This is a genomic window from Urechidicola vernalis, from assembly GCF_031846385.1.
GTDB classification, from domain to species: Bacteria; Bacteroidota; Bacteroidia; order Flavobacteriales; family Flavobacteriaceae; genus Urechidicola; species Urechidicola vernalis.
Map to the genome: position 1 here is coordinate 356,589 of NZ_JAVRHV010000002.1, position 16,274 is coordinate 372,862.

At 35.7% G+C, this 16,274-nt stretch carries 10 protein-coding genes and 1 pseudogene; 2 read left to right on the forward strand and 9 right to left on the reverse strand.

From position 1 onward, the window contains the following. The first annotated feature begins 81 nt into the window (after window positions 1-81). Window positions 82-1,482 (forward strand): Gfo/Idh/MocA family protein, encoded by a 1,401-nt coding sequence (locus RM519_RS06825; protein WP_311592915.1) that lies wholly within the window; start codon window positions 82-84, stop codon window positions 1,480-1,482. Between the two features lie 121 nt (window positions 1,483-1,603). Here the strand turns inward: RM519_RS06825 and RM519_RS06830 are convergent, their stop codons facing one another. The 8 genes and pseudogenes from RM519_RS06830 to RM519_RS06865 all read right to left on the reverse strand — a co-directional run bounded on the left by RM519_RS06830 (window position 1,604) and on the right by RM519_RS06865 (window position 12,664). Then, window positions 1,604-3,355 carry a cytochrome c oxidase subunit I gene (locus tag RM519_RS06830; RefSeq protein WP_311592916.1) on the reverse strand — a complete coding sequence of 584 codons (1,752 nt, stop codon included), beginning with the start codon at window positions 3,353-3,355 and terminating at the stop codon, window positions 1,604-1,606. Window positions 3,356-3,380: 25 nt separating this feature from the next. Continuing rightward, complete coding sequence (locus RM519_RS06835) at window positions 3,381-4,391, reverse strand: cytochrome c oxidase subunit II (RefSeq protein WP_311592917.1); 1,011 nt, start codon at window positions 4,389-4,391, stop codon at window positions 3,381-3,383. A 23-nt stretch (window positions 4,392-4,414) separates the two neighbouring features. Next, the gene (locus RM519_RS06840; RefSeq protein WP_311592918.1) at window positions 4,415-5,749 is read right to left on the reverse strand and encodes a quinol:cytochrome C oxidoreductase; all 1,335 of its coding nucleotides are present in this window, start codon (window positions 5,747-5,749) and stop codon (window positions 4,415-4,417) included. Between the two features lie 30 nt (window positions 5,750-5,779). Continuing rightward, window positions 5,780-6,325, reverse strand: coding sequence for a c-type cytochrome (locus RM519_RS06845; RefSeq protein ID WP_311592919.1), 546 nt, complete (start codon window positions 6,323-6,325; stop codon window positions 5,780-5,782). A gap of 4 nt (window positions 6,326-6,329) precedes the next feature. Continuing rightward, window positions 6,330-6,854: a DUF3341 domain-containing protein gene (locus RM519_RS06850; RefSeq protein WP_311592921.1), complete on the reverse strand. Its 525-nt coding sequence runs from the start codon at window positions 6,852-6,854 to the stop codon at window positions 6,330-6,332. 44 nt (window positions 6,855-6,898) lie between these two features. Next, window positions 6,899-8,281, reverse strand: a pseudogene (gene nrfD, locus RM519_RS06855) (NrfD/PsrC family molybdoenzyme membrane anchor subunit); the annotation flags it as partial. 35 nt (window positions 8,282-8,316) lie between these two features. After that, window positions 8,317-11,343, reverse strand: coding sequence for a TAT-variant-translocated molybdopterin oxidoreductase (locus RM519_RS06860; protein ID WP_311592922.1), 3,027 nt, complete (start codon window positions 11,341-11,343; stop codon window positions 8,317-8,319). A gap of 61 nt (window positions 11,344-11,404) precedes the next feature. Next, window positions 11,405-12,664, reverse strand: a complete 1,260-nt coding sequence (locus RM519_RS06865) for a c-type cytochrome (protein ID WP_311592923.1) — start codon at window positions 12,662-12,664, stop codon at window positions 11,405-11,407. Between the two features lie 291 nt (window positions 12,665-12,955). On the opposite strand from RM519_RS06865, the gene RM519_RS06870 reads away from it, so the two are divergent. Then, window positions 12,956-13,321 carry an SPOR domain-containing protein gene (locus RM519_RS06870; RefSeq protein WP_311592924.1) on the forward strand — a complete coding sequence of 122 codons (366 nt, stop codon included), beginning with the start codon at window positions 12,956-12,958 and terminating at the stop codon, window positions 13,319-13,321. Window positions 13,322-13,419: 98 nt separating this feature from the next. On the opposite strand, the gene infB is transcribed toward RM519_RS06870, so the two are convergent. Next, window positions 13,420-16,242, reverse strand: a complete 2,823-nt coding sequence (gene infB, locus RM519_RS06875; RefSeq protein WP_311592926.1) for a translation initiation factor IF-2 — start codon at window positions 16,240-16,242, stop codon at window positions 13,420-13,422. Window positions 16,243-16,274 lie beyond the last annotated feature (32 nt).

The window sequence follows — 16,274 nt, forward strand, 5'->3', positions numbered from 1 at the left end:
ATCCTTTTCATAATAAAATCCAAACACTTGAAATTAGAACTTCTTATTTGTATTTTTAAAGCTAATTTTTACACAATCACAATGAATTCAAACCGAAGAGATTTCCTTAAAAAAACATCTATTGCTGGCGCCGGAATGGCAATGCTGCCGAATTTTCTGCAAGCATCCAATTTTACGAACGCTTTTAACTTTAATCAACAAAAATATATGGGAGATTTCATAGCTCCTAAATTGGAAACAGTTCGCTGCGCTTTTATTGGTGTAGGTGCACGTGGTTCAGGGCATTCGACTAGAACGGCTACGATTGAAGGAACTGAAGTTGTCGCTATTTGTGATTTATATGAAGATTTAGCGACAAAGTCTGCTAATAAGTGTAAAGAGATCGGTAAAGGTGAAAGACATCAGAACATAGCCTTATATCATAGCGACAAGAAGGCTTGGAAAAAAATGTTGAAAAAGGAAAAACCTGATGCGGTTTTTATTAGCACTCCTTGGGCAGACCATGCAACAATGGCAATAGAGGCCATGAAATCTGGGGCTCATGCTTTTGTTGAAGTTCCAATTGCTCTTACCATTGAAGAGATGTGGAAAATTGTAGATACTTCTGAAAAAACGCAGAAGCATTGTATGATGATGGAAAATGTTAATTATGGGCGTGAGGAATTACTTTACCTTAATATGTGTAGAAAAGGCGTGATTGGTGAATTACTGCATGGAGAAGCGGCTTATATTCATGAATTAAGATTTCAAATGAATGAAGTTGAAAGAGGAACCGGATCTTGGAGAACCTATGAGTATGAAAATAGAGATGGTAACCTTTATCCAACTCATGGACTTGGACCTGTAGCACAATACATGAATTTAGGACGTGGTGATGATAACTTTGAAAGAATTGTATCTATGTCTTCTCCGGCTAGAGGAAGAAACTTATATGCGAAGAAAAACTTTCCAGCAGACCACAAATGGAATCAATTAGATTTTAAAGGTGGAGATATGAATACATCCATAATAAAATCTACCATTGGGAGAACTGTCATGGTTCAATGGGATGAAACAAGTCCTAGACCTTATTCTCGTCATAATTTAATTCAAGGAACTAAAGGAACTTTAACCGGTTTTCCAACTCGTATTGCTTTAGAAGGCGGAGTTGAAGATATTACTAAAAACCACCATCAATGGGCGCAGGGAGAAGCGCTAGATGCGATTTACGAAAAGTATGAGCACCCAATGTATAAACGCTTAGGAGAAATCTCTAAAAAACAAGGAGGACATGGTGGAATGGACTTTATGATGTCTTATAGAATTATAGAATGTTTGCGTAAAGGACAACCCTTAGATCAAAATGTATACGAAGGTTGCTTCTGGAGTGCTGTAGGTCCATTAAGTGAACAATCTGTCATGCAGCATGGAAGTTCTGTTGAGTTCCCAGATTTTACAAGAGGGCAATGGAAAAATACAAAACCGCTAAATATTGTTTCATAAACAATAACTTAAGTAATGTTAAAAGAGCGTTCAAATGAACGCTCTTTTTTAATTCCCTTTGCAAATAAAAAAGCCTTTCTAAATGAAAGGCTTTTAATTTTATAATAAGTACGTTTTTCTTTTATGATTCCTCTTCTCCATCTTTTAACGGAACCGTTTGCATAACGAAATCTTCGTCATGTCCTGGCTTAGAATAATCATAAGCCCAACGGTGAACTTCAGGAATAGCTCCTGGCCAGTTTCCGTGGATATGCTCTACAGGAGTAGTCCATTCTAATGTGTTTGACTTCCATGGGTTTTGAGATGCTTTTTTCCCTTTATAAATACTAAAGAAGAAATTCGCTAAGAATATTAATTGTGCAGCTCCTCCAAATAAAGCAAACATTGTAATGATAACGTTGATGTCTGCTAAATCATCAAAATAAGGGAATGCTGTATTTGTATAATATCTACGTGGTAATCCTGCCAGTCCAACAAAATGCATTGGGAAGAAAACTCCGTAAGCAGCAATTGCTGTCAACCAGAAATGCCAGTATCCCAATGTTTTATTCATCATTCTACCAAACATCTTTGGGAACCAATGATAAACCCCAGCAAACATACCATAGATTGCAGATACACCCATTACTAAGTGGAAGTGAGCTACTACAAAGTACGTATCATGTACATTTATATCCAAGGCACTATCTCCAAGAACTAAACCAGTTAAACCTCCAGATACGAATGTTGACACCAATCCGATTGAGAATAACATCGCCGGATTGAATTGTAAGTTTCCTTTCCAGAGTGTCGTTATATAGTTGAATGCTTTTACCGCTGAAGGAATTGCAATTAACAAGGTTGTAAATGTAAACACTGAACCTAAGAATGGATTCATACCTGTAATAAACATATGGTGACCCCATACGATTGTAGATAAGAATGCAATTGCTATTATAGAACCAATCATTGCACGATATCCAAAAATTGGTTTACGAGAATTGGTTGCAATAATTTCTGATGTAATACCTAATGCTGGTAATAATACAATATATACCTCAGGATGCCCTAAAAACCAGAATAAGTGCTCAAATAATATTGGCGACCCTCCTTGGTAATGTAGAACACCTCCATCAATAAAGATGTCAGATAAATAGAAAGAAGTTCCGAAACTTCTATCGAATATTAATAATAATGCTGCAGATAATAATACCGGGAACGAAACCACACCAATAATAGCAGTGATAAAGAACGCCCATATTGTTAATGGTAAACGTGTCATTTTCATTCCAACTGTTCTTAAATTTAATACAGTTACAATGTAGTTCAATGATCCTAATAAAGAAGATGCAACGAAAATAGCCATAGAAACCAACCATAAAGTCATACCTGCTCCTGAACCAGGAATAGCTTGTGGTAATGCACTTAATGGAGGATAGATTGTCCAACCTGCTGATGCTGGCCCTGCCTCTACAAACAAAGAAACCAACATTAAAACACTTGATAAGAAAAATAACCAATACGATACCATGTTTAAGAAACCTGATGCCATATCTCTAGCCCCAATTTGCAATGGAATTAGCAAGTTACTAAATGTACCAGACAAACCTGCTGTTAAAACAAAGAATACCATTATTGTTCCGTGAATGGTAACTAAAGCCAAATAAATATCTGGACTCATTACCCCGCCATCTTGATGGTTTCCTAAAAACGCTTCTATAATACTAAATGAGTGGTCTGGCCATGCAATTTGCAAACGAAATAACATAGACATAAATACACCTATTATTCCCATAAAAATACCAGTAACCAGGTATTGTTTAGAAATCATTTTATGATCTTGACTAAATACGTATTTAGTTATAAATGTTTCTTTATGATGATGATCTGACATAATCGCTATCTTTTTTTATCGTATCTTATTTGTTTATAACTTCTGTTATTGTTTGTTGTTCAGCAATCCATTTATTAAAATCTGCCTCTTCTTCAACAACAATTTTCATTTGCATATTATAATGCGATGCTCCACAAATTTTGTTACATAATAACAAGTAATCAAATTCATAAGCATCTTCACCTTTCTCTGCTCTTATTTTGTTGATGTTTTCAACCTTCGCAACAATCATTTCGTCCTGACGCATTTCTGCAGTCGTCTTATTTGGAGTAAATGCAAATTGAGTTGTCATACCAGGAACACAGTTCATCTGCGCTCTAAAGTGAGGCATATAAGCTGAGTGTAAAACATCCTGAGAACGGAATTTAAAGATTACCGGTCTACCTTTTACTAAGTGTAATTCACGAACAGGAATATCATCTGCAGCATTTGTATCCGTCATATCAACACCCATTGTATTGATACCCTTTATATTTCTGACGTTTGCTCTACCCAAAGTGTTATCGTCACCTGCATAACGCGCTTCCCATTGGAATTGCTTTGCATACACTTCAATAACTAATGGATCTTCTAAGTCAGACACATCCGTAATATCCGTCCAAACAGATAAACCATAAATAATAATACCTGCTAAAACTACTGCTGGTGTAATTGTCCAAATAGTCTCTAGTTTATGGCTATCGGCATAAAACAATGCTTTTCTATTTTTAATACCTCTGTATTTATACGAAAAGTAAAAGATTAAGAATTGCATAATTGCTTGCACAACTAAAATCAATACCATTGTGATAAGATATAAATTATCGTATCTCAATCCTTCTTCTGACGATGCTCCAGGCAATAACACTTCGCTATAAGCCCAAAAACAGTAAATCATTAAACCATAGAAGGCAACCATAAAGGCAAACATTAGTTTTCCTTGTTGGTCGTTATCACTATCGTCTGCAATAGGTGTCTTTAAATTAAAGATATTGGTCAATTGCCAAATTACACTTGCAACGAATATTCCAATTAAAATATAAATTAATGCTAACATATTTCTTTCTTTTCTATATCTAATTAATAGTGATAATTTTCACTTTCTTTCATAAATGGATTTCCTTTCACTTTCAAAGGAGATTTGCTCAATGCAGTAAATACAACGAAAATAAACAAGCCTAAGAAAAATAACATAGATCCTATAACTTCAACTGATAAGAATTTCCATTGTGCTCCAACTGATCCAGGAGTAATTAAAAGATACACATCAATATAGTGTCCTAATAAAATTACAATCCCTCCCATTACAACAAACCAAGGTAAACGCTTATAATCACTGTTCATTAATAATAATACAGGGAACGCAAAGTTCATTGCAACCATTGTTAAGAACGGTACTTTAACTTCTTCAAAACGTTGAACATAATATGTTACTTCCTCAGGAATATCTGCATACCAGATTAACATAAACTGAGAGAACCATAAATATGTCCAGAATACACTAAATCCAAACATAAACTTTGCCAAATCATGAATATGACTGTCGTTTACGTATTCTAATAATCCTTTAGATTTTAAGTAAATAGTAATCATTGCAATAGTTGTGATTCCACAAACAAACATACCTGCAAATACATACCATCCGTATAATGTACTAAACCAGTGGTGATCTATAGACATTAACCAATCCCAAGACATCATAGATTCTGATACTAAGAAGAATACTAAGAATATAGCGGATGCTCTAAATGTTTTCTTATAATGCGTTAAATCTCCTTCAGCAGCAGCGTCTAATTTTAAAGATTGCTTTTTAGTATAATGACGGTACCAAACCCAACCAGCAATATAAATTGCAGATCTAATTAAGAAGAAAGGTACATTTAAGTAACCTTTTTTGTCATATAATAAATGATCAAATGTTGGACTATCTGGGTCTACTAATGCAGGATCCATCCAAGCAAATACATGATTCATATGTAAACTTGACAACACTAAAAACGCAAACAAAATTACTGCACCAATTGGTAAATAGGCCGTAATTCCTTCCATAACTCTAAACAAAACAATAGACCAACCGGCTTGTGCTACATGCTGTATGGCATAAAAAGCCAACACTCCCAGTGCTATCATCATAAAGAAAAATATCCCTACATATACAGCAGACCAAGGTCTGTTTTGTAATTGATGTAAAGTATGTACATCATGCGAAGCATCATGGTGTTCATCTGCATGAGAATCGGCATGTGCATCTGCACTTCCAACACCTCCATGATGACCATCATTACTATGTGCTACTATTTCTTTTGCCTCTTCTACCGTAGATGGCGCAGATAAGAATCCCCATCCAATTCCAAGGGCTCCAATAATCATTAAAGCAAAGGCTGCTGTTTTTAATTTACTCGAAAACTGATACATATCTTCTAAAATTCTAATTAAAAAGAATTATTAATTGTTTCTTAATTCTTGAACATAAGCAGTTACTTGCCAACGCTCTTCTTCAGTTAATTGTGATGAATGAGATCCCATCATGTTTTTACCATACATAATTGTATGATAGATACTACCTTCTGTAATTTCTCTATCTTTATAATTAGGTATACCCAAAAACTTTTCATTTTTCACTAAATCTCCTTGACCATCACCTTTTGTTCCGTGACAAGAAGCACAATAGATTGTGTAAAGTGATTTTGCTCTGTCAGCATCTACCATAGTAGAATCTAAAGGGCTTTTTAAATTCGCTTTTGCCAATTCATAACCTTCAATGCTATTGTCATATTCAAATGCAAACTCCGCACCTCTTGCTATAGTACCTGCCACCGGCATACGCTCTTCCATTCCTGGTGCGTAATTAGGATTAGACATATACGTTTCATAAGGAACTGCCTCATACATATTAGGCATAAATTGCAAGTTTGGCGTTCTCTTGTCATTACAAGAAACAATTACCAAAGTAACTGCCAAAACTAAAAATGTATTGATTACTCTCTTCATCGAATTAATGCTTTTCAGTTATTTTAATTTCAACTGCTCCCGTAGATTCTAAAAATGCAGTCATCTCTTTTTCATCACCAGTAACTGGAATCTCCATTAAGAACATATCATCTGTAGTTCTTGGATCAGGATTTTCCGCTTCTTTAAATGGCCATAATTTTGAACGCATGTAAAATGTAATTACCATTAAATGCGCTGCAAAAAACACAGTCATCTCAAACATAATTGGCACAAATGCCGGTAAGTTATAGAAGAACGAAAAACTTGGTTTACCACCAATATTTTGTGGCCAGTTCTCAATCATAATATAATTCATCATCCACATTGCTGTACATAACCCAACCAATCCATACATAAATGCAGTAATTGCAATTCTTGTGTGAGGCAAGCCCATTGCTTTATCTAATCCATGTACTGGAAATGGCGTATAAATTTCTTCAATATGATGGTTTGCAGCACGTACTTCTTTTACGGCTGACATTAACACATCATCGTCATTGTATATTGCGTGTATTACTTTAGAACTCATAATACTTATTTTTTAGATTTATTAGTTGGTGCCGGGTTTTCTCCACCTGCATCTCTATATCTCTTGTAATTATCTCCAGAAGACTTTAAGATAGACTTCACCTCTGCCTGTGCAATTACAGGGAACGTTCTAGCGTATAATAAGAACAATACAAAGAAGAATCCGATTGTACCAACGTATATTCCGATATCTACAAATGTTGGTGAGAACATTGTCCAAGACGATGGTAAATAATCTCTATGTAATGAAGATACGATAATTACAAAACGTTCGAACCACATTCCTATATTCACAACAATTGAAATAAAGAAAGAGAAGCGAATACTTGTTCTTAATCTCTTAGACCACATAAATTGTGGAGAGAACACATTACATGTCATCATTAATAAATATGCCCACCAATAAGGTCCCGTTGCTCTGTTTAAGAATGCATATTGCTCATATTCTACTCCAGAATACCAAGCTATAAATAACTCAGTGATATAAGCACAACCAACGATAGAACCCGTAATCATAATTACAATGTTCATTAATTCGATATGTTGTATTGTAATATATGCTTCTAGGTTAGATACTTTACGCATAATAATCAACAAAGTATTTACCATGGCGAACCCAGAGAAAATAGCCCCTGCCACAAAATACGGTGGGAAAATTGTTGTATGCCATCCTGGAATTACAGAAGTAGCAAAGTCCATAGATACAATTGTATGCACTGAAAGTACTAATGGTGTTGCCAAACCTGCCAATACTAAAGATACTTCTTCAAAACGTTGCCAATCTTTTGCACGACCTGTCCAACCGAAACTCAGTAAAGAATAAATTTTCTTTTGAAACGGCTTAACAGCTCTATCACGTAACATTGCAAAATCAGGTAATAAACCAGTCCACCAGAATACTAATGACACCGATAAATAAGTTGAAATTGCGAATACATCCCACAAAAGAGGAGAGTTAAAGTTTACCCATAATGAACCAAATTGGTTTGGTAATGGTAAAACCCAATATCCCAACCAAGGACGTCCCATGTGTATAATTGGAAATAAACCTGCTTGAACTACCGAGAAAATAGTCATGGCTTCTGCAGAACGGTTAATACCCATTCTCCATTTTTGACGGAATAATAAAAGAACGGCAGAAATCAAGGTTCCTGCATGCCCAATACCTACCCACCATACAAAGTTGGTAATATCCCAGGCCCATCCAATAGTTTTATTCAATCCCCAAACTCCGATTCCTGTTCCTACGGTATATAAAATACAACCGATTCCCCAAAGGAAGGCTGCGATAGATATACCAAAAACAATCCACCATTGCTTGTTTGCTTTTCCTTCAACAGGAGCTGCTACTTCAACTGTAATGTCGTGGTAACTTTTGTCTCCTTTAATTAAAGGCTCTCTTATAGGTGCTTCGTAATGCGACGCCATAATCTATATATAATTACTTAATTATTATTCTTTTTTTATGCTTCCGTGTTTCTTACTTTCACTTGGTATACAACATTTGGTTGTGTACCAATATGCTCTAATAAGTGGTAAGATCTTTTATCGTTCTTTAACTTGTAAATATCACTATTTTCATTGTTGATATCTCCAAACACCATTGCTCCAGTACTACAAGCGTTAGAACAAGCTACTTCAAACTCATTGTCTCCAACAGGTCTTCCTTCTTTCTTCGCTTTTAATATAGTTGCTTGCGTCATTTGGATACACATAGAACATTTTTCCATAACTCCTCTAGAGCGAACTGTAACATCTGGATTCAATACCATTTTCCCTAAGTCGTCATTCATGTTGAAATCAAACTCACTATTGTTAGAGTAATCGAACCAGTTGAAACGACGTACTTTATAAGGACAGTTGTTTGCACAATATCTTGTTCCAACACAACGGTTATATGCCATATGGTTTTGACCTTGACGACCGTGAGATGTTGCCGCAACCGGACAAACAGTTTCACATGGTGCATGGTTACAATGCTGACACATAATTGGCTGGAATGCTACCGTTGGATTCGCCGAAGGCTCTTCCATTTTTTGGTATTTCTCTTTTCCTCCAACATTGTTATCATGTGCATATTCTTCAGTCATATCTGAAGAGTAATATCTGTCAATACGCAACCAGTGCATATCTCTCGATTTTCTTACTTCTGCTTTACCTACTACAGGAACATTGTTTTCTGCGTGACATGCTATAACACATGCTCCACAACCAGTACAAGAGTTTAAGTCAATAGATAAATTAAAGTGATGTCCTACTGAACGATCAAACTCATCCCATAAATCAACTGTTGTTGCATCAACTTCTTGGTGCTTCAATGAAACCTTTGGAACTGGGTTGTAAACCTCAGGATCAGTAGCAGTATTAAATACTCCTAATGTAGTTTCTTTAATAATATCTCCGCGACCCATCATAGTATTATGTAACTGCGTACATGCAAACTTATGAGTTCCTGAAACTTTTGTTATTGTTACTCCGGTTTGAGTTGTATTGAAATCGTTGTATAAAGGGTAAGCATTTACTCCTGTTTGCATTGCCGATTTCATTCCTGTTGTACGTCCGTAACCTAATGCTAAACCAACAGACCCTTCTGCCTGACCAGGCTGAACTAATACAGGAACTTTTAAAGAAACATTACCAGATTTTAACTCAACGTAATCACCATTCATTGCACCATCGGCAACATATACATTCTCTAAACCTAATGCATCAGCATCAGCCTTAGAAACAGTTAAGTAATTATCCCAAGTTGTTCTAGTAATAGGATCTGGTAATTCTTGCAACCAAGGATTATTTGCCTGCTGACCATCTCCTAATCCTGTTTTTGTATATAATTGAAGTTCTAACTCACCTACATTAGGTTTCTTAGCGCTTTTTAATTCTGTGTTTAAATCAAATCCTTCTACGATTGACGCTGTTTCCGTTACCTCTAAGGCAAACGAACCATCATGTAATGCTTGATTCCAAGAAGTACTTGCTCCTAATGTAGCAAATGTTTCTTTTAAATTTTCATAATAAGACTGCGTACTTCCACTCCACTTTAATAAACTGTCTTGCACTTGACGCGAATCAAACAAAGGTTGAATAGTAGGCTGCATTAAACTATACTGACCTTTCTTCATTTCAACCATTCCCCACGACTCTAAGTAATGAGGGGTTGCCAATGCAAAATCAACAACATTTGCAGTTTCATTATCTGCCATTGTAAATGCAACAGATGCATCAACTTTTGCTAAACCATCTACAAACTCTTTTGAATTTGGTAACGTGTAAACTGGGTTTGCATTATTAATTAATAACACCCCAACCTTACCTGCGTTCATATCAGCAATTAACTGAGCAACTGCAGTATCGTTTCCTTTCTTTGTATTGTTTGTTATAGAAACATCCATTGCTGCACTTTGAATAGCATTGTTAATTGCTAACGCTAACAATTGAATGTGTTTATCATTTACACCTGATACAACTACTGCTTTTGAACCTGCCGCTTTAATTTTAGAAACTGCATTTTGAACAGCATCTTGTAAAGGACCAGCCTCTCTAGTAGAGACACCATTTACTACCGCCTGATATAATTTAGTCATTGCTAAATATTGCTCAGATGGTTTTACTTTTATTCTTTTATCAGCATTCGCTCCAGTCAATGTCAAGTTTGACTCGAACTGAATATGATGTGACATTTTTCCATTTTTAGGAACTCTTCCTTTTGCATAGCCACCTTCATAACCTCCACCTTGCCAATCTCCTAAGAAATCTGCACCAACAGAAACAATAACTTCTGCTTTAGAAAAATCATACGATGGTAATGTTCTTGTACCATACATAGTTTCATATGCATCTACCGCTCCAGATTCAGACACCGCATCATAAACAACATGGTTCACTTCACCTAAAGAAGCAACTAAATTTGCAGTAGAAGGACTCGCATCAGAACTCGATAAGAAAGCAATTTGCTTTCCTGATGCTTTTGCAGCAGCAATTTTCTTGCCTACTTCAGCATCAACTTCATTCCAAGAAATATAACCGTCTTTTCCTTTTGGTCCTTTTAAACGCAACCCATCATATAAAGATAATACAGATGCTTGCACACGTGCATTCGTTTCACCGCTTGCATCTTTATTCGGTTCGATTTTAATTGGACGCCCTTCTCTAACTTTTACTAATACATTTGCAAAATCATGACCATCAGCAATCGCTGTAGCATAATAATCTGCAACACCAGGTATTAGTTCGTTTGGTTTCACTACATAAGGGATTGCCTTTTTTACAGGCCCTTCACAAGCTGCCAATGAAGCCGCTGCAGTCGTAAATCCAACATATTTTAAGAAGTCTCTACGAGTTGTTGATGAATTATCTAATGATTCCTTATCTCCTAAGAATTCATCTGTTGGTAATTCTTCTACAAATTCGTTTTTCTTTAACGTATCAACAATAGAACTATTTTCGTTTAGTTCCTCAACACTTTTCCAGTATTTTTTGTTTGATGCCATTTGATTATTTATTTAATTAATAAAAGGAACTTACGTTACTTTCAATTTTAATTTTATTTTTTTAGTAGTGACATTTACCACATTCCATTCCGCCCATCTGAGCTTCTGTCACTTTCTCTACTCCGTATTTACCAGCTAACTGCTCGTGAATTTTCTCGTAGTATCCATTTTCAGTCATATCCACTTCAGTATCTCTATGACAGTCTATACACCAACCCATTGTTAACGGAGCGTGTTGATAAACTTCATCCATTTCTTCAACAGGACCATGACATTCCTGACATTTAACACCTGCTACAGTAACGTGCTGTGAATGATTGAAATAAGCGAAATCTGGTAAATTATGAACACGAACCCATTCAATAGGTTTCTTCTCGTACCCTTCGATGTATTGCAATTTGTCTTTATCCCAACCAATTGCATCGTATAATTTTTGAATTTCCTTATCTAACACTTCTTTCCCGTGGTTTCCAATTGCAGTTCCTTCAGCAACTTCAGAAATATTCATATGACAGTTCATACAAACGTTTGCTGATGGAATACCTGAAGTCTTACTGTGCTTTGCAGAAGCATGACAGTACTGACAATCAATTTTATTATCTCCAGCGTGAATTTTATGAGAAAACTCGATTGGCTGAATAGGTTGGTATCCTTCATCTACACCAACTTGCATAAACCATGAGAACACAATATAAGCTGTAGATAACAAAAAGAAGATCGTTAATAAGAAATGTAAAAACTTATTAGCTTTAAAAGCAGCCCATATTGCATTTGCTTGTTCTCCTGTTGTTTTTCTTTTTGGAGCATCGTCTCTTAATTCTGAAACGGTACGATATAGATTTACAACCATTAACAACAATACAAATACAATTGCTATTAAAATATACAATAACGTATTGTCTGCTTCAGCAACTACTACATCTCCTCCTCCAGTTGTAACGACTGGTGGTGGTGGCGGTGGTGCAGACGTATATGCTAAAATATCATCAATATTTTCATCTGTTAAAAACGGAAACGCCGTCATTGCTGTCGGGCTATATTTTGCCGCTTCTTTTGCATCAGCATCTGTAGCTTGCAATGCTGCATTGTCTTTGATCCATGCTTTTAACCAAGCATCTTCACGGACATCTGTAATTCCACCTAACTTAGGCCCTACTAAATCTTTATCTAATTTATGACATGCCGCACAATTTGTATTGAATAGTTTTTTACCATTCGCTGCATCTCCCTGGGCCGATAAATTTAAAGTGAAAAAGAATAGGAAAGCAATACTACTGAACGCTAATCTTGCTGTTAGACTCTGTTGTTTCACGCTTTTCATATAAATATATGTTTTCTTTCTTGTTTGGTACAATAATTTCAAATGAATTACGTACTGATTAAAATAGTGGCACAAAAGTACTATTAATTAGCAAGATTTAAAATCTAAAAATAATGTTAAATGCAATTTATAATTATTCTAAATAGAGTAAAATGATACCGTTTTAATAAACAATAGATTAGATTTGCAAAGCCTTATTTCGGATTAAAATCGGACAAATAATACGTTTTAATCCCAGTACAAAAACAACAATAAAATTGCTTATTTTAAGCATCATAAAAATATATAAAAATGAAAAAAACAACATTTGGCTTCTTAAGTTTTTTATTCTTCCTCTTGATTGGAACATCTGGAATGGCTCAGGAAAATACTGAGATTAATGATGTTTTAAGAAAAAAAGCGGCCTATAACAAAGAACATCCTGAAGCAAACGGATTTAAAATTCAATTGTATAATGGTAATGAAACCCAAGCATACCGAGTAAGAAGTGAATATCAAATTGAATTCAATAAAAAGGCGGAATTAATTTATGAGGCCCCAGAATGGAAAGTTAGAGTTGGTAATTATTTGACTCGATTAGAAGCAGATAGAGCACTTTTAGAAATTAAAAAAGAATTTTCTGGTGCTATTGTATTAGAGACTGAAATTAAAATGTAATCGCTTCGATTTCATTCGTAATCTTTCTAATAATTAAATGACATAAAAAAACCGAATCAATCTTGATTCGGTTTTTTTTATATCCTGAAGGTTGATTTTTATTTCAACTTCTTCTTAACTGCTACTTCTTCGTAAGCTTCAATTACATCACCGATTTTTATATCGTTGAATCCTTTAATTTGAACCCCACAATCGTACCCTTTTGTCACTTCTTTAACATCATCTTTAAATCGTTTCAACGCTGTTAATTCTCCAGAGTGTACAACAACTCCTTCGCGAATAATTCTAATCAATGAATTACGCATAATCTTACCGCTTACGACCATACAACCTGCAATGTTTCCAACTTTAGAAATTTTATAAACTTCTCTAATCTCAACATTACCAGTAACCTCTTCTTTCATCTCTGGCGATAACATTCCTTCCATGGCATCACGTAAGTCATTAATCGCATCATAAATAATCGAGTATGTTCTAATGTCTATTTCTTCCTGATCTGCAATCATTCTTGCATTTCCAGAAGGGCGCACATTAAATCCAACAATAATCGCTTCAGATGCAGATGCTAACAATACATCAGATTCTGTAATTGCTCCTACTCCTTTATGAATAATATTTACTTGGATTTCTTCAGTAGATTGTTTTTGGAACGAATCAGTCAAGGCCTCTACAGAACCATCCACATCACCTTTAAGGATAATGTTCAATTCTTTAAAGTCTCCTAACGCTATTCTACGTCCAATTTCATCTAACGTAATATGTTTCTGAGTTCTAACAGATTGCTCACGTTGTAATTGAGAACGTTTTGTTGCAATTTGTTTTGCTTCTTTCTCATCTTCGAATACATGGAAACGATCACCTGCTTGTGGTGCACCATCCAATCCTAAAATTGAAACTGGTGTTGAAGGTCCTGCTCCGTCCATTGCGTTTCCACGCTCGTTGAACATTGCTTTTACCTTACCACTATTCTTTCCTGCTAATACGTAATCTCCAACTTTTAAAGTACCTTCTTGCACTAAAATTGTAGATACATAACCACGACCTTTATCTAAATACGCCTCTACAACTGTACCGATAGCACGTTTCTCAGGATTCGCTTTTAAGTCTAGCATTTCAGCCTCTAACAATACTTTCTCCAATAATTCGTCAATTCCTTGACCTGTTTTTGCAGAAATATCATGCGATTGAATTTTACCTCCCCAATCTTCAACTAACAAGTCCATACCTGCTAATTGTTCTTTGATCTTATCTGGATTTGCTCCTTGCACATCAATCTTGTTGATTGCAAATACAATAGGAACCCCGGCTGCTTGTGCGTGACTAATTGCTTCTTTTGTTTGAGGCATTAATCCATCATCCGCTGCAACCACAATAATAACTAAATCAGTTACCTGAGCACCACGTGCACGCATCGCCGTAAAGGCCTCGTGACCTGGTGTATCTAAAAAGGCAATTCTCTCACCGCTTTCTAATTGTACACCGTATGCTCCAATATGTTGTGTAATTCCACCAGACTCACCAGCAATTACATTCGCTTTACGGATATAATCCAATAACGATGTTTTACCATGATCTACGTGACCCATTACTGTAATAATTGGTGCTCTACCTTCTAAATCTTCAGCGCTGTCTTCTTCCTCAACAATTGCATCTTCTACCTCTGCTCCAACAAACTCAACTTTATAATCGAATTCTTCTGCTACGATAGTTAATGTCTCTGCATCTAAACGCTGATTCATTGTTACCATCATACCTAATGACATACAGGCACCAATAATTTGATTCACCTGAATATTCATCATCGTTGCAATTTCACTTACAGTAACAAACTCTGTTACTTTTAGAATTTTGCTTTCTGCCGCTGCAATTTCCTGATCAATTTCAGTTTGTTGACGGTGCGAATCTCTTTTATCTCTTCTATATTTTGCTCCTTTAGACTTCTTACCTTTTCCTTGTAATTTCTCTAAAGTTTCACGAACTTGTTTTTGCACATCAGCTTCAGAAGGCTCTTCTTTAACAACATTTCTGCGTCCTTGACCTCCTTTATTAAATCCTCCACGTTGATTTCCCTGTCCTTGACCTGGCTTAAATTCTTTACGAATTCTTTTACGTTTACGCTTATTATCCGTTCCTGCTCCTCCTGGTTTTTTATCGCCAGGCTTTTTATCTCCAGGCTTCCCTGCTTCAGGCTTTTTCTTTTTAGGCTTCTCGAATTGCTTTAAATCAATTGTCCCTGCCAATTTAGGCCCGTCTAATTTCTTATACTGAGTCGTTATTGTTTGCGGTTCTGTTGGCTTTTCTTCTTGAGGTTTTTCCTCAACCTTTTTAGACACAACAGGTTCTACTTTTTTAGACTCACCTTTTTTAGGCGCTTCCTTTTTAGGTTCTTCTTTTGGCTTTTCCTCTTTCTTCTCAACTGGTTTTGGCGCCTGAGCAACAACCTTTGGACCGTCCAATTTCACCTTAGCCTTAATAACCTCTACCTTTTCCTCTTTTACTTCAGGTTTCGCAACTTCTTCAACTTTAGCAGGAACTTCTTCAACTTTCTCTTCTTTTTTAGAAGATCCATCGATATCGATTTTTCCAACAGTTTTCACCTCAACCTTTTCAGCTTTCGCTTTTAAGACTTCGTTTTTGGCCTCTTCTTCAAGACGCTGCTTTTCAAGTTTGGCTGCACGTTCTAATGCAATAGCTTCCTTTTCCTTTCTTTTCTCTTCACCAACCTCTTTCGATTCCGCTTTTTTGCTTCTATCGGTTTGGAAACCATCTAGTAAAACTTCATACTCTGCGCTAGAAATTTTGGTTGTAGGACGTGCCTCTATTTCATGCCCTTTACTGGCAAGATGTTCAACCGCTCTGTCTAACGAAATATTCAGTTCTCTTAGAACTTTATTAAGTCGCATTGTTTTGTTTTCAGACATACTTATTGTTACTCTTAATTATAATTCTTTTT

What these genes read in the sequence shown, in the direction of transcription:
- RM519_RS06870 (WP_311592924.1), top strand. Translation starts at nt 12,956, where the DNA reads ATGAAAAAAACAACATTTGGCTTCTTAAGTTTTTTATTCTTCCTCTTG.
- infB (WP_311592926.1), bottom strand. Translation starts at nt 16,242, where the DNA reads ATGTCTGAAAACAAAACAATGCGACTTAATAAAGTTCTAAGAGAACTG.
- RM519_RS06825 (WP_311592915.1), top strand. Translation starts at nt 82, where the DNA reads ATGAATTCAAACCGAAGAGATTTCCTTAAAAAAACATCTATTGCTGGC.
- RM519_RS06845 (WP_311592919.1), bottom strand. Translation starts at nt 6,325, where the DNA reads ATGAAGAGAGTAATCAATACATTTTTAGTTTTGGCAGTTACTTTGGTA.
- RM519_RS06830 (WP_311592916.1), bottom strand. Translation starts at nt 3,355, where the DNA reads ATGTCAGATCATCATCATAAAGAAACATTTATAACTAAATACGTATTT.
- RM519_RS06840 (WP_311592918.1), bottom strand. Translation starts at nt 5,749, where the DNA reads ATGTATCAGTTTTCGAGTAAATTAAAAACAGCAGCCTTTGCTTTAATG.
- RM519_RS06860 (WP_311592922.1), bottom strand. Translation starts at nt 11,343, where the DNA reads ATGGCATCAAACAAAAAATACTGGAAAAGTGTTGAGGAACTAAACGAA.
- RM519_RS06850 (WP_311592921.1), bottom strand. Translation starts at nt 6,854, where the DNA reads ATGAGTTCTAAAGTAATACACGCAATATACAATGACGATGATGTGTTA.
- RM519_RS06865 (WP_311592923.1), bottom strand. Translation starts at nt 12,664, where the DNA reads ATGAAAAGCGTGAAACAACAGAGTCTAACAGCAAGATTAGCGTTCAGT.
- RM519_RS06835 (WP_311592917.1), bottom strand. Translation starts at nt 4,391, where the DNA reads ATGTTAGCATTAATTTATATTTTAATTGGAATATTCGTTGCAAGTGTA.